A 13656-nucleotide genomic window follows, 5' to 3' on the forward strand; every position below is an offset into this window, starting at 1 on the left:
ATCCTGACCATTCCCGCGACGGCATGGATCAACAAACCGGCCGACGAACTCACCGAGAACGACGGGCTCGAACTAGCCGCCTAAACTCCCACTGGCCTCATTCACCTTGACAAATTCCGCACCGACGTACCAGACGCAAGGGATCTTCAGGCAGATTCTTGGGCGAGGGTGGCGGTATCAAGTGGGGGAGTGCATGAGGAACACCAACTAGTTGCTTTGATAGATGGCGGCATCGCAACCAACTCGGTTATCACAGCAAATGTCGTAGATTCTTGGGAACCAAGATCCCTTTTAGGAACACCAAGAGGGTCGCATGCGACGGAAGTTGCGGGTCTCATCGCCGGAGAAGGAACCTCTGTAAACGGAACCGTTGACCTCCTAGATGTTCGAGTCTTGGACGAGTCTGGACATGGTAGCCCCGAGGACATCGCCGAGGGCATTCGTTGGGCGATTTCAGCGAAGGCAGAGATTCTGGCCCTGAGCCTAGTCCTCCAAAACGATAACGAAATTGTGCGGAACGCCGTGATGGATGCACACAAAGCTGGAATTGTAGTGGTTGCAAGTGCGTCAAACGACCTCACTGAGGTTCCCTCTTACCCCGCAGAATATGCGCACGTTATCGGGGTCACCAGCATGGACAAACAGTTAGAAAGAGCCCCTCTTGCGCGAGCTCGCGGGGCATCTGTTGTCGCACCAGGCCATGAGGTTCAAACCACCAACGCTGCCGGAGACCTCGTCGTAGTGTCCGGCACCAGCATGGCTACTTGAGTATTCGAGCCTCTGAGCCCCACCCGATCGTGCGGGTGAGCCCCACCGGTCGTGCGGAAGAGCACCGGTGGTGGTGTGGCTCAGCACCACCGGTGCTCCCCGTCACGGATTACGCGGTCGCGAGAGCGGTTTGTTCCCTCATGTTGTAGGTGCCGGTGTCGACCCAGGTGGTGTTGTGGATGATGCGGTCCATGATGGCGTCGGCGTGGACGCCGGCGCCGAGGCGCTGGTGCCAGTCCTTCTGCTGATACTGGGTGCAGAACACCGTGGACGTCTCGCCGTAGCGGCGCTCCATCAACTCCAGCAGCATCGTCCGCATCGATTCCGTCGGCTTGTCCAGCAGTCACTCATCGATGACCAAGAGCGTGAAGGCGGCATACTTCCGCAGGAATTTGCCGGCACCGCCGGTTGTATCCTGGGCGGCGATCCAGGCTTCCTCGAGGTCGGGCATCCGGACGTAGTGGGCGCGGATGCGGTGCTCGCAGGCCCGTTTGGCGAGAGCGCATCCCAGATACGACTTCCCCGACCCGGTGAAGCCCTGGAAGACGACGTTCTGCTGCCGGGTGACGAACGAGCAGGTCCCGAGCTGGGTCAGCACCTGCCGGTTGAGACCGCGCTCGTCGAGCAGGTCGATGCGCCGCAGATCCGCGTTCGGGTAACGCAGTCCCGCCCGCCGGATCAGCCCGTCAACCTTGGAATGCATGAATGTCGAGTAGGCGTCGTCGACGACGAGCCGGACTCTTTCCTCGAAGGTCAGGCTGATCGAGAGTATCTCGTCTTGGAGGTCGATGGCCTGCAGGAGCTCGCCGGCGTTCATCTCGCGGAGCTTGCGCTTGGTCTCGCCGTCCAGCGTGCTCAACGGTTTCCCCCGGCGTAGTAAGCGCTGCCACGAACATAACCGCCGGTGTCCGGTTCCGGTTCCGGTTCCGGAACGTTTCCGGTCTTGTCTTGCCCGGTGTCGAGGATCGGCCGCAAATGCGCATAACGCGGGGAGCGGACCGGGCCTCGCAGCGCGAGTGCGCAGGCGGCCTCGACCCGGGCCGACGGGAACCGGCGCGAGAGTTTCAGCACGGCCAGCGCGGCGTCGAAGCCGGCCTCGTCGATGAAGACGGTCTCGAAGATCTTGGCCGTCACGGTGACCGTTGCTGGCCCGATCCGCGCGGCCCATTCCTCGATCCGGGGTCGGTCCCAGGCCTGGAAGCTGCGCCCCTCGGGCAAGTCCGCATCGTTTGTCCGATACTGGTTGGTCGTGCTGGCCGGCAGCAGCAAATGGCTGGCCAGACGCTCGTCGCGCCGATAGACCTCCAGCATCGTCTCGGTGACGCGCAGGTCTACCAGCGCGCCGATGTGGCTGAAGGGAACGGAGTAGAAATTCTTGGCCCAGACCACGTGGGCGTTGGCGTTGACCTTTCGTTTATAGGACCACGTGCTGATCTCGAACGGTGCCGCCGGGAGCGCCTGCAACAACGGCTTCTCCTCGGTGGTGAACACGCTGAGGCGGGACCCGACGCGTTTCTGGAACGGCTCCCGGTTGTAGGCATCCATCTGTTCCCGGATTCGCAGGCGCAACTGCGCCAGCGAGGTGAACGTCTCCTTCCTCAAACCGGCGATGACCCAGGTCGCGACATGGGCCACCGTGTTCTCAGTGCTACTTTTGTCGCGCGGGTGTCGCACTCTGCCGGGGAGCACCGCGGCCGAGTAGTGCGCCGCCATCTCCCGGTAAGCATCGTTGAGGACGACTTCGCCTTCCTTGGGGTGGGAGATCACTCCGGTCTTCAAATTGTCGGGCACCAGGCGTGGGACGCTGCCGCCGAAGAAGGCGAACATTGCAGTGTGGGCGCGTAGCCACGCCTCCTGCCGCATATCCAGGCACGCTTCCACGAACGCATAACGGCTGAACGGCAGGCAGGCGACGAACAAATACACCTTCGACATCTCGCCCGACGTTGGATCCAGCAGTTGCATCGTGGGCCCGGACCAGTCGACCTCGATACTGCGGCCGGCCTTGTGGCCAACTCGGGATGTCGCACCCGAGACAGTGGCATGCTCGGCATAGAGGCGACAAAACCGGTCGTAACTCATCGTCGCCTGCGCCATCGCGGCCTGGTCGACATACTCCTGATGCAACAGCTTCAGCGTCACTCCCACCCGCGCGAGCTCGGTGTGGACCCGGCCCCAGTCCGGCTGCGCGAAGACGGACTCGTGGACGCCGCGGCCGGGGAACAACGTCGAATACACCGCGGCCTCCGACAACTCGGCGACGTCGTCCCAGCCGAGTCCGAGCCGTTCTGCTGCATCGAGCACAGCTCGAATGCTGTGCCGAGACATCCCCTGGGCGGACTCGATCGCCCGTCGCGACAAGCCCTGATTCCGAAGCTGCAGGATCTGCTTCGCTTTGATCTTCCGTACCATTACCGGTACTCCTTCCACCGTGTGGCGCTCACATGGTGGTAGGAGCTTTTCAGGTGGAGTTCAACCACGCCGGTAGTGGGGCTGAACGATACGAATCGCGCATCTGAACAGTGGGGCTCACTGGCACCAAAGGTGGTGCCCATCGAAGCCAATATTCAGGTGAACGGAAAACCACTGCTCAACACTCGCCTGCACAATCCCAAAAACACGCGGCCCGTTGTGCAGACGAGAACGGAAAATGACATCTGCACTTTTCCCACGATCCGATTTGGGCAGGTTTCGTGTTTTGTAAACCTGCAGCTTTTCGGGACACAGAACCTCTTTATCGTTCTGATGGTGACCTACGTCGTTGAAGGCCGCTCGACAGCGGCTGGCGTTGACTGGCACTCTTCCATTAAGGTATTGCGCCAGGTTCCAGTCCATCCCGTCATTCTCCGGAACCAGATACGCGGATAATGATCGATCCCGCCGTGGTGGCAGAAACAAAAGCACCCCGCCAGGTGGACTGGCGGGGCACTTCAAGCTGGCCCAGGCTCAGGTGTTCGAATTTGAATCCTTTCGGCCTGACTTGAGCCCGCTCCGGTTGGTTCGCGTCCGGATATAGTCGGCAAGCACGAGTCCGCCGAAAAGGATGAGCGAGCCGATGAGGACTTCGCTCGCTGGGGCTCCCGTCAATGTCCAGTATAGGAAGAATGAGACTCCGGAAATTCCGGCTGCCCACATTATCGAGGTCAGCACTTTACCTTTGTAACGTTCCACAGAACGGGCCCACTTCCGTAGGGAAAGTTGATTTGAACGCACTTGCCCTCAGCTGCCGCTTGCTTAATCGGAGCCTGCCAGGTTGCGAGTCGAAGGGTTACCGCGATGACGCATCCGGCCTTGGCTAGGTTGTTGGGAACCCAGATGCAAATTGTACCCGCGGCCGCGTTGTACGAGGTGTTGACCTTGTTGGCGAGACCCCTTGACTCCGCCTTCGTTAGCTTTATCGCGAAGCCCCACCACAATGCCGTGACTTTGGGGTCAGCCACCACAGGGTAGGCGACTCCGCCCGCAGTGTGCTCGACGATCTGGGTGAGCGTGGCGCCAGCGAGCTCATAACGGGTCGCGACGTCGGCCCCGTTGGCATCCTTCGCCCAGGGGGCTGCGATCACGGCAATAACCTGCGTGGCATCGCTGAGGACGAATCCGCCGGAACCGTCCTCAGCGATCGTTGCGCCCTCCGGGAGGGAGAGGGGATAGTCATAGCGGGTGGGTGCGGCTGAGTTGGAGATGACGGTGTTGATCTGGACCGAACCATCGGCCTTGACGACCGGCACGGATACAGAGCCGTTCTGGTTGTCGTAGGAAACAATCCCCTCTGCCTCCACCTCAGCACTCGACGCTTCACTTGAGAAGGGGAGCCCGATCGTGAAAGAAGAGTCGGAGTGGGGAGACTGGGCCACGATTCCTGCCACCGGGTCGACCGGCACGGATATCACGGTCGAGGACAACTCTGCGTCGATCGCAAGCTGGCCAGAGTTAGTCGTTGCGATGCCCGCCACGTCTTCCAGCGTTGACGGTGAGACATTGCCCAGGATTTCAATGACGTCCAAAGCAGGGTCGGCTGCAAACGCAGCACCCCCGCCAGCCATCATCAGCGATGCGGACAATATGCAGCTGGCAACAATTCCAATCATTCCCTGAATACGCGAGTGTTTGGTCATGAATCCCCCGATTAATGCTGCCTTTAATGACAACGACGGTACAAAATTTTCCGGGGCTTGGCCGTTCAATACAAGCCCCCCGATCGGGGCGAAAGCGGCGGACTGACCGCGAAGACCCTGAATCCGAAGGGCTCCACTTTGCCGGCGTCCAGACCAAGCACATTAGGTAACAAGCGATGCCAGCTGAACGCCCGCCCTCGCAGGAAGGCAAACTCAGGCCAAGGTCGATTACCTGGTCAGCAGCACTCAAGGGTGGCTGAACTACGGCCATGGTCTGCTTGCTATAGAGCTGTTGAAACCTCCAACCAAGGAGATCAACATCAGACCGATCGCGTGCGGCACACAGGGACTCGCGCCACAAAACGATCACAGAACGTCGCCAATGAGCGCCAAAAGTCACAGCGTAAGGAAATCCCGCCAAGGCACGTCAACTGCGACAGGCTGAGGACCGCGTTCGGGTCACGTCTGCTCAAGACAACGACATGACTTTCAACGAACTTGATAGCCGGATTGTCCGAAGTAGGTGGCAATAGTCCGAACTGGACTGTAACGCGACAGGTGTGCCCCCAGGCAGATTCGAACTGCCGCCCCTGCCTCCGGAGGGCAGTGCTCTATCCCCTGAGCTATGGGGGCCAGGGTGGTTCAAGGTTAGCAGCTACCCGAGGTGACCGAGCACCGCCGACATGAGGCGCTCGGAGTCGCCCGGCTCGATGAAGGCTGGTGAGCTCAAGGTGACCCAGTAGGTTCCAGTGAAGACCTGTGCTTGGCCGCTGCTGGCGGCGGCGTATTCAAAGAAGCCGTCGACGGTCGGCGGGGTTCCGTAGGTGGGCACGGCCTGGCTGTCGGCATCCGCTTGCTGCTTGAGTGTGGTCATCAAGACGTCGTTCGGCGCCACCAGCGAGAGCTCGATGAGCTCGCCGCTAGTCTGGTTCGAGTAGCCGCAGGCGAGTCCGTTGTAGTCAAGCGCAGACTCGGCCAAGCCACCGGCGGCTGGGGCGAAGCTCGGCGCGGTGCCGTAATTCGGGTTGAAATCGTAGAGATCCTGCAGGGTGAGCAGCTCATCGCAGGCTCGCTCGATCGGAGAACCGGTCGCTTCCGGTGTCGGCGATGACGAGGGCGCTGCACTCTCGGTCGGTTCAGCGGATGCCGTGCTCGTCGCCGCCGCAGAATCCGTCGGCGTCGGCTCGTCACCACTGGCGCAGCCGCTCAGAACGAGCGCGAACAGAGCGCCACCGGCGAGCACCAGGCCTGCCCGACGCCGCGCAAAGCGAGGAGCGGTACGGGCAAATGAGGGGTAGACGCGGGTATCAGTCACGTGTTGACCTTACCAACAGGAGGGGCCGGTACGATTGTTCAGTGACTCCTGCCGAACTCTCCCAGTCCCTTTTCGATCTCATCCAGGACGTCAGCGAACGCCGACGCGAGGCTGACACGGCAAGGGTAGACCTCGGACTCACCCTCGCCGACGTCGCCGTCGAACGCCCGCGCAATCGCGACCACGGTGACTGGGCCTCGAGCATCGCGCTGAAGATCGCCAAGCCGCTCGGCACCAACCCGCGTGAAATCGCTGCGGAGTTGGCCGCCGGTCTCGAACAGCTGAGCGATGTCGCATCCGTTGAAATCGCCGGCCCCGGCTTCATCAATATCCGTCTCGAGGCTGCGGCGGCGGGCGCGCTCGCCAAAACCATTGTCAACCTGGGCGAGGTCTACGGCACCGGCCACCTCTACGACGGCCTCAAAATCAACCTCGAATTCGTCTCGGCCAACCCCACCGGCCCGATTCACATGGGCGGAGTGCGCTGGGCCGCGGTCGGCGACAGCCTCGCCCGCGTGCTGCAAGCCGAGGGCGCCGACGTCACCCGCGAGTACTACTTCAACGACCACGGCTCGCAGATCGATCGCTTCGCCCGCAGCGTGCTCGCGAGCTACCTGGGCGAGCCGACCCCGGAGGACGGCTACGGCGGAGCGTACATTGGCGATATCGCCGCGAACGTGCTCGCGAAGTACGACGGCGACGTCGCTGCCCTGCCCGGCGACGAGCAGCAGGAAGTGTTCCGCTCGATCGGTGTCGAACTCATGTTCACCGAGATCAAGGACAAGCTGCACGGTTTCGGCGTCGATTTCGACGTGTACTTTCACGAAGACTCGCTGCACGAATCCGGCGCCGTCAACCGGGCCATCGAACGCCTCCGCGAACAGGGTCATATTTTCGAAGCGGATGGCGCCATCTGGCTGCGTACCACCACCTTCGGCGACGATCGTGACCGGGTGATCATCCGTTCCAACGGTGAACCCGCCTATATTTCGGGCGACCTCGGCTACTACCTCGACAAGCGTGAGCGCGGATTCGACCAGTGCCTGATCATGCTCGGCGCCGACCACCACGGTTATGTCGGCCGCATGATGGCGATGGTGTCAGCCTTCGGCGACCAGCCCGGCGTGAACCTGCAGATTCTGATCGGACAGATGGTCAACCTGCTCAAAGACGGCGAACCGGTGCGCATGAGTAAGCGCGCCGGCACCATCGTCACCCTGGACGACCTCGTCGACGCCGTCGGTGTTGACGCCGGCCGCTACGCCCTGGTGCGCTCGAACAGCGACTCGCAGCTCGATATCGACCTCGACCTGCTCGGCAAGAAGACGAACGACAACCCGGTCTTCTATGTGCAGTACGCCCACGCCCGCACCTGCTCGGTCGCCCGCAATGCGGCAGCGAGCGGCGTCGAGCGCTCGGTGTTTGCGCCGGAGCTGCTCGTGCACGACAGCGAATCCGCGCTGCTCGGCGTGCTGCAGGAATACCCACGCATCGTCGCCCAGGCCGCCGAATTGCGGGAGCCGCACCGCGTCGCCCGCTACATCGAAGAGGTTGCCGGCTACTACCACCGCTGGTACGACAACTGCCGCGTCATCCCGCTCGGCGAGGAACCGGTCACCGACCTGCACCGCACCCGTCTGTGGCTCAACGACGCGACCAGCCAGGTGATCCGCAACGGCCTCGGCCTGCTCGGCGTCACCGCCCCGGAGCGTATGTAATCGTGGCCAAGTGCAAACGTCGCGGTCTGGTTCCGCTGATAATTCTGGGGACGCTTGCCGTTCTGCTCGTGGTCGCGTTTTTCCTGGTCGATAGCGGACTGCGCGCTTTCGCCCAGGACCGCGCTGAAACCGAAATCAGCAAGCGGATGCCCGCCTCCGTGACCGGGGACATCACCGTCACCATCGGCGGCACCTCGGTGATCGCACAGTTCATCGGAGGCAATTTCGACGAGGTGGAACTGACCGCGCCGAAGCTGACTGTCGACGGCGTGCCGGCATCCGTTCATGTCATTGCCCGCGATGTGTCGACCAATACGGCCAAGGCGATTGGCTCGCTCAGTGCGACCCTTGACCTCGATGAGGCCGCCCTCAATCAGCTCGTTCAGGCCTCCGGCAGCGCGCCGGCCGACGCCGTACTGACCCTCGGCGATGATGACGTTGCCTTGACCGCGTCGGTGAAGTTGTTCGAGTTCGATGTCGGCTACAGCGCCACGGCCACGGCCGGCGCCGCCGGCGATACCCTGAACTTCACCCCGACCGAAGCGACCGTCACCAGCGGCGTCGGCGATATCGACGCGACACCGCTGGTCAATCTCATCCTCCAGCAGGCCCCGATCGGTGTCTGCGTGGCCAGCTACCTGCCCGAGGGAGTCGAACTGAGCGACGTTGACATTTCACCCGAGCGAGCACGCGTTACGCTGGAGTCGAGCACTTTGCGGCTCACCGTGCAGTCGCTGACCACCCTCGGCAGCTGCGCCGACTAATTCGATCGTCGTCACCTGCGGCGGTAGAATTTGGTCAGGCCTGCCCCTCTTGTGGGCTGGCCAATTTTTCCGGCTTCAGGGACCAATCCGGGTTCGCTCGCTGAGATTCCCCTTCGACTCTCGTGAGGTACTCCCCGTGACGACTGAACCTAATTCTCTGGCCCCCGACTGGCTGCGCCTTCCCGCCGACGCGAACGCGCTGGCACCCGGCCTCTGGCCGGCGACGGCCGCCCGCAGCACCAGCGGCGAACTCCTCATCGGCGGGGTGCGGGCTTCGGCCCTAGCCGCCGAATTCGGCACTCCTCTCTATGTCATCGATGAAGCGGATGCCCGCGCCCGCGCGAGCGAGCTGCTCACCGTGTTCCAGGCTGAGTTCGCGCGTATCGGCACGAGCGTCAAGGTGTATTACGCCGGGAAGGCGTTTCTGTCGACCGAGGTCGTGCGCTGGGTCACCGCCGCGGGCCTCAATATCGACGTCTGCAGCGGTGGCGAACTCGCCGTCGCGCTGGCTGGCGGCGCCGAACCGGCCAGGCTCGGCTTTCACGGCAATAACAAGTCCCTCGCCGAACTCGAGCAGGCCACCCGGGTGGGCGTCGGCACGATCGTGATCGACAGCGAGGTTGAAATCGGCCGCGTCGCCGAAGCCGCCGCGCGCAACGGCCGGGTGCAGAACGTGCGGCTGCGCGTGAACAGCGGCGTGCACGCCCATACCCACGAATTTCTGGCCACCTCGCACGAAGACCAGAAGTTCGGAATCGTGCTTACCGATGCACCGAGGTTGGTCGCGCTGATTCGCGCGGAACCCGCGCTCAACTTTGTCGGCCTGCACTGCCACATCGGCTCCCAGATCTTCGGTGCAGACGGATTCGCCGAGTCGGCTGCCCGGCTGCTCGACCTGCACGCGGTCCTGCTCAAAGACGGCCCGGTGCCCGAACTCAACCTCGGTGGTGGCTTCGGCATCGCCTACACGAGCGCCGACGAACCCACGCCGATTCGAGAGCTCGCCGTGGCCCTGGCCGACATCGTCGCCACCGAGTGCGCGCGGCTGAACATCCCGCTGCCGGTCGTCGCGTTCGAACCGGGCCGCGTCATCATCGGACGCGCCGGCGTGAGCCTCTACCGCGTCGGCACCACCAAAGCCGTCGACGTGTCGGGTACGCAGCGCCTCTACGTCAGCGTCGATGGCGGCATGAGCGACAACGTTCGCCCGGCCCTCTATGGGGCCGACTATGCGGTACGCCTCGCCGATCGGGTGTCGACGGCCGAGCCGGTGCTCGTGCGCATCGCCGGCAAGCACTGTGAGAGCGGTGACATCGTCGTCGACGCCGACTATCTGCCGAATGATGTGACCCCCGGCGATTTGCTCGCGGTGCCGGCCACCGGCGCCTACTGCTGGGCTTTGTCCAACAACTACAACTACCAGGGCCGCGCGCCCGTCGTTGCCGTGCTGGATGGCACGGCGCGTGTGCTCGTGCGCGGAGAAACGATAGCCGACCTGCTCGCGCGGGACACCGGGATGCCTTCGACGGGCCCGGCCAATGGAGGAGAATCTTGAAGATCGAATACCGCAATCTGCGCGTCGCGCTCCTCGGCGGTGGCAACGTGGGTGCCCAGGTAGCCCGCCGGTTGCTGGAACAGGGCCCTGAACTGGCCAATCGCGTCGGCGCCACCCTGGAACTGGTCGGCATCGCGGTGCGCGACGTGAACGCGGAACGCACGGTCGACCTGCCCCGCCACCTGTTCACGACCAACGCCGAGGAGCTCATTCTCGGCGCAGACATCGTGATCGAGCTGATGGGCGGCATCGAGCCGGCTCGCAGCCACATTCTGCTGGCGATCAATAGTGGAGCGGATGTTGTCACCGCCAACAAGGCGCTCCTCGCCCAAGCCGGACCCGAGCTGTTCGCGGCCGCCGATCAGGTCGGCGCCCAAATCAACTACGAGGCCGCGGTCGCCGGGGCCATTCCCATCGTGCGTCCGCTGCGGGAGAGCCTCGCCGGCGATCAAGTCAAGCGTATTCTCGGCATCGTGAACGGCACCACGAACTTCATTCTCGACCGGATGGACACCGACGGGTCCAGTCTCAAAGACGCGCTGGCCGAGGCGACCGCGCTCGGTTACGCCGAGGCCGATCCGACGGCCGACATCGGCGGATACGACGCCGCGCAGAAGGCGGCCATTCTGGCGAGTCTGGCATTTCACACGACGGTGCCGCTGGCATCCGTTTACCGTGAAGGCATTGAGTCGGTCACCCCCGCGCAGATTGAATCGGCGCGCAAGGCCGGCTATGTCGTGAAGCTGCTCGCCATTTGCGAACGGGTCACCGATGAAAACGGCGTCGACGGGGTGTCGGCACGGGTCTACCCGGCGATGGTTCCGCGCAGCCATCCGCTGGCCGCTGTGCACGGCGCCAACAATGCCGTCTTCGTCGAGGCGGAATCCGCCGGCAGCCTCATGTTCTACGGCGCCGGAGCCGGGGGAGTGGAGACGGCCTCGGCCGTGCTCGGGGACGTTGTCTCCATCGCGCGGCGTCACGTCGCCGGTGGGCCGGGCGTTGCCGCATCGACCTACGCCGAACTGCCCATCTTTGATATCGGCCGGGTCACCACACGGTACGCGGTGACCCTCGAAGTCACCGACGAACCCGGCGTGCTCGCAACCATCGCGAGCGTCTTCGGCCAACGCAAGGTCTCGTTGGCGCTCGTGGAACAGTCCATGACACCGGCCGTGATGGCAACGAAGAGTCGTGCGGCACGCTCGGCCACGGCTACCCTAGTTATCGGGACCCATGACGCAACGGAGGCCGCACTCGCCGCCACCGTGCAGGACCTGGCCACCAACAGTGTTGTCACCGAAGTCGCATCCGTTTTGAGAGTTGAAGGAGTCTGATGTTTAGCCCAAGCGAGACCAGTACCAATCTGACCAAGCCCGGCGCGATCGTCAGCCGCCAGTGGCGCGGGGTGCTGAACGAATACTCCGACCGACTGAATATCTCCGAGAAGACCCCGATCATCACCCTCGGGGAGGGCGGCACGCCGCTCATCCCCGCCGCAGCGCTCTCCGCGCGCACCGGCGCGAAGGTCTGGATTAAGTTCGAGGGCATGAACCCGACCGGGTCGTTCAAGGACCGCGGCATGACGATGGCCATCTCCAAGGCCATGGAAGACGGCGCGAAGGCCGTCATCTGCGCCTCGACCGGCAACACGAGTGCCTCCGCCGCCGCCTACGCGACCCACGCGGGCATCACCGCCGCTGTGCTCGTGCCCGAGGGCAAGATCGCCATGGGCAAGCTCAGCCAGGCCGTCGCCCACAACGCGCAGCTGCTGCAGGTGCAGGGCAACTTCGACGACTGCCTCGACATCGCCCGTGACCTCGCCACCAACTACCCGGTGCACCTGGTCAACTCGGTCAACCCCGACCGCATCGAAGGCCAGAAGACCGCCGCCTTTGAGGTCGTCGAGGTGCTCGGCGACGCCCCGGACTTTCAGTTCGTTCCGGTCGGCAACGCCGGCAACTACACCGCCTACTTTCGCGGTTACAGCGAAGAGGTCGCCCGCGGCGCCACCACGAAACTGCCGCGCATGTTCGGTTTCCAGGCCTCCGGCAGCGCCCCGATCGTGCTCGGCCACCGGGTCGACAACCCCGACACCATCGCGAGCGCCATCCGCATCGGCAACCCGGCATCCTGGGACCTCGCGCTGAACGCGCGTGAGCAGAGCGACGGCTATTTCGGTGCCATCACCGATGCAAAAATTCTTGAAGCGCACCGCATTCTCTCGGCCGAGGTCGGAATTTTCGTAGAACCGGCATCCGCTATTGGAGTGGCCGGACTGCTCGAGCGCGCCGAGGCCGGATTCATCCCCAAGGGCTCGACCGTCGTGATCACCGTCACCGGCCACGGTCTGAAGGACCCGAACTGGGCGCTGCGCACCGCCGACGGCTCCGACGTCGTACCTACCATCGTTCCGGTGGACACTGCCGAAATCGCCAGCGTGCTCGGCCTGGGCAAGGCATGACCAGTCCGCTCTCGCTGATTGGGCGCGCCGTCTCGGTGCAGGTTCCGGCCACCACGGCTAACCTCGGCCCCGGTTTCGACACGCTCGGGCTCGCGCTGGCCAAGTACGACCAGCTCGAAGTCACCGTGCGCAGCGAACCCGGCGTCTTTGTCGAGGTGCACGGAGTGGGCGCCGGTGAGGTGCCCACCGACGAGAGCAACCTCGTCGTGCGTGCGATCATCCACACCTTCGAGGCCGTGGGTCAGCCCATGCCCGGGCTCAACATCGTCGCGCACAACGTCATTCCGCACGGGCGCGGCCTCGGCTCCTCCGGTGCGGCCATCGTGTCGGGCATCATGGCGGCCAAGGGACTGCTGGAGGGCGTGGTCGACATCGACGCCGAAATGCTGCTCGTACTCGCCACCGAGATGGAAGGGCACCCGGACAACGTCGCCCCCGCACTGTTTGGCGGTTTGACCATCGCCTGGACCACCCCCGAGGGCCCGCGTCACAAAAAGCTCGTTGTGCACCGCGGCGTCAAGCCTCTCGTGTTCGTTCCTGAGCAGGAGATGTCCACCGCGCTCGCGCGCAGCCTGCAACCAGCTTCCGTGCCGCACGAGGACGCCGTTTTCAACCTGTCTCGCTCTGCGCTGCTGATCGCCGCGCTGATTCAGAGCCCGGAACTGTTGCTGGCCGCGACCGAGGACAAGCTGCACCAGAGCTACCGCGCCGCGGCCATGCCGGAGACGAATAAGCTCATCACCCTGCTGCGCGAAGCCGGCTTCGCGGCCGTCGTGTCCGGTGCCGGTCCATCCATTCTGGTGCTGGCGAGTGACCCGGGCCAGCGTCTGGTCGCAGCCGAACTCGTCGCGAGCCAGTCAGACACCCCGTGGCGTGCGCTCATGCTCGCCGTTGATGTGCAGGGTGCCACCGTGCATCCGCTCGCTTCCGCGAGCACGGCCGAGAGCGCCGCGTAACGCT

The 13656-nt window shown here is 63.7% G+C and carries 11 protein-coding genes, 1 tRNA gene and 1 pseudogene; 7 read left to right on the forward strand and 6 right to left on the reverse strand.

Annotation, left to right across the window (positions count from 1 at the left end):
- The first annotated feature begins 189 nt into the window (after positions 1–189).
- Positions 190–768, forward strand: a complete 579-nt coding sequence (locus E3T31_RS18800; protein WP_166788524.1) for a S8 family serine peptidase — start codon at positions 190–192, stop codon at positions 766–768.
- A gap of 109 nt (positions 769–877) precedes the next feature.
- On the opposite strand, the pseudogene E3T31_RS14880 reads toward E3T31_RS18800, so the two are convergent.
- The 6 genes and pseudogenes from E3T31_RS14880 to E3T31_RS14905 form a co-directional block, all read right to left on the reverse strand.
- Positions 878–1585, reverse strand: a pseudogene (locus E3T31_RS14880) (ATP-binding protein).
- Positions 1586–1623: 38 nt separating this feature from the next.
- Entirely contained in the window at positions 1624–3180 is a 1557-nt protein-coding gene (gene istA / locus E3T31_RS14885) for an IS21 family transposase (protein WP_134469825.1), read from the reverse strand.
- Between the two features lie 117 nt (positions 3181–3297).
- Positions 3298–3603: a hypothetical protein gene (locus E3T31_RS14890; RefSeq protein WP_134469827.1), complete on the reverse strand. Its 306-nt coding sequence runs from the start codon at positions 3601–3603 to the stop codon at positions 3298–3300.
- Between the two features lie 308 nt (positions 3604–3911).
- A complete protein-coding gene (locus tag E3T31_RS14895) occupies positions 3912–4952 on the reverse strand; it encodes a hypothetical protein (RefSeq protein WP_134469829.1) in 1041 nt (346 codons plus the stop codon).
- Positions 4953–5444: 492 nt separating this feature from the next.
- Positions 5445–5516 (reverse strand) — tRNA-Arg (locus E3T31_RS14900).
- 22 nt (positions 5517–5538) lie between these two features.
- Positions 5539–6198, reverse strand: coding sequence for an iron ABC transporter ATP-binding protein (locus tag E3T31_RS14905; protein WP_134469831.1), 660 nt, complete (start codon positions 6196–6198; stop codon positions 5539–5541).
- A 41-nt stretch (positions 6199–6239) separates the two neighbouring features.
- Between E3T31_RS14905 and argS the strand changes: the two genes are divergently transcribed.
- From argS to thrB, 6 genes are all read left to right on the forward strand, one after another.
- On the forward strand, positions 6240–7916 hold the full coding sequence (gene argS / locus E3T31_RS14910; RefSeq protein WP_134469833.1) for an arginine--tRNA ligase: 1677 nt from the start codon (positions 6240–6242) through the stop codon (positions 7914–7916).
- 2 nt (positions 7917–7918) lie between these two features.
- On the forward strand, positions 7919–8680 hold the full coding sequence (locus E3T31_RS14915) for a DUF2993 domain-containing protein (RefSeq protein ID WP_166788525.1): 762 nt from the start codon (positions 7919–7921) through the stop codon (positions 8678–8680).
- A gap of 136 nt (positions 8681–8816) precedes the next feature.
- Positions 8817–10235: a diaminopimelate decarboxylase gene (lysA, locus tag E3T31_RS14920; protein WP_134469837.1), complete on the forward strand. Its 1419-nt coding sequence runs from the start codon at positions 8817–8819 to the stop codon at positions 10233–10235.
- Complete coding sequence (locus E3T31_RS14925) at positions 10232–11569, forward strand: homoserine dehydrogenase (RefSeq protein WP_241978029.1); 1338 nt, start codon at positions 10232–10234, stop codon at positions 11567–11569. Before lysA ends, E3T31_RS14925 begins: the two co-directional genes overlap by 4 nt.
- Positions 11569–12696: a threonine synthase gene (thrC, locus tag E3T31_RS14930; protein WP_134469839.1), complete on the forward strand. Its 1128-nt coding sequence runs from the start codon at positions 11569–11571 to the stop codon at positions 12694–12696. Before E3T31_RS14925 ends, thrC begins: the two co-directional genes overlap by 1 nt.
- Complete coding sequence (gene thrB / locus E3T31_RS14935) at positions 12693–13652, forward strand: homoserine kinase (RefSeq protein ID WP_134469841.1); 960 nt, start codon at positions 12693–12695, stop codon at positions 13650–13652. Before thrC ends, thrB begins: the two co-directional genes overlap by 4 nt.
- The last annotated feature ends 4 nt before the right edge of the window (positions 13653–13656 follow it).

The sequence above is a fragment of the Cryobacterium sp. TMS1-13-1 genome (assembly GCF_004403125.1).
Classification (GTDB): Bacteria; Actinomycetota; Actinomycetes; order Actinomycetales; family Microbacteriaceae; genus Cryobacterium; species Cryobacterium levicorallinum.

Excerpts from the sequence above, each read along its gene's own strand:
- E3T31_RS14890 (WP_134469827.1), bottom strand. The coding sequence starts at position 3,603 with ATGGACTGGAACCTGGCGCAATACCTTAATGGAAGAGTGCCAGTCAAC.
- istA (WP_134469825.1), bottom strand. The coding sequence starts at position 3,180 with ATGGTACGGAAGATCAAAGCGAAGCAGATCCTGCAGCTTCGGAATCAG.
- thrB (WP_134469841.1), top strand. The coding sequence starts at position 12,693 with ATGACCAGTCCGCTCTCGCTGATTGGGCGCGCCGTCTCGGTGCAGGTT.
- thrC (WP_134469839.1), top strand. The coding sequence starts at position 11,569 with ATGTTTAGCCCAAGCGAGACCAGTACCAATCTGACCAAGCCCGGCGCG.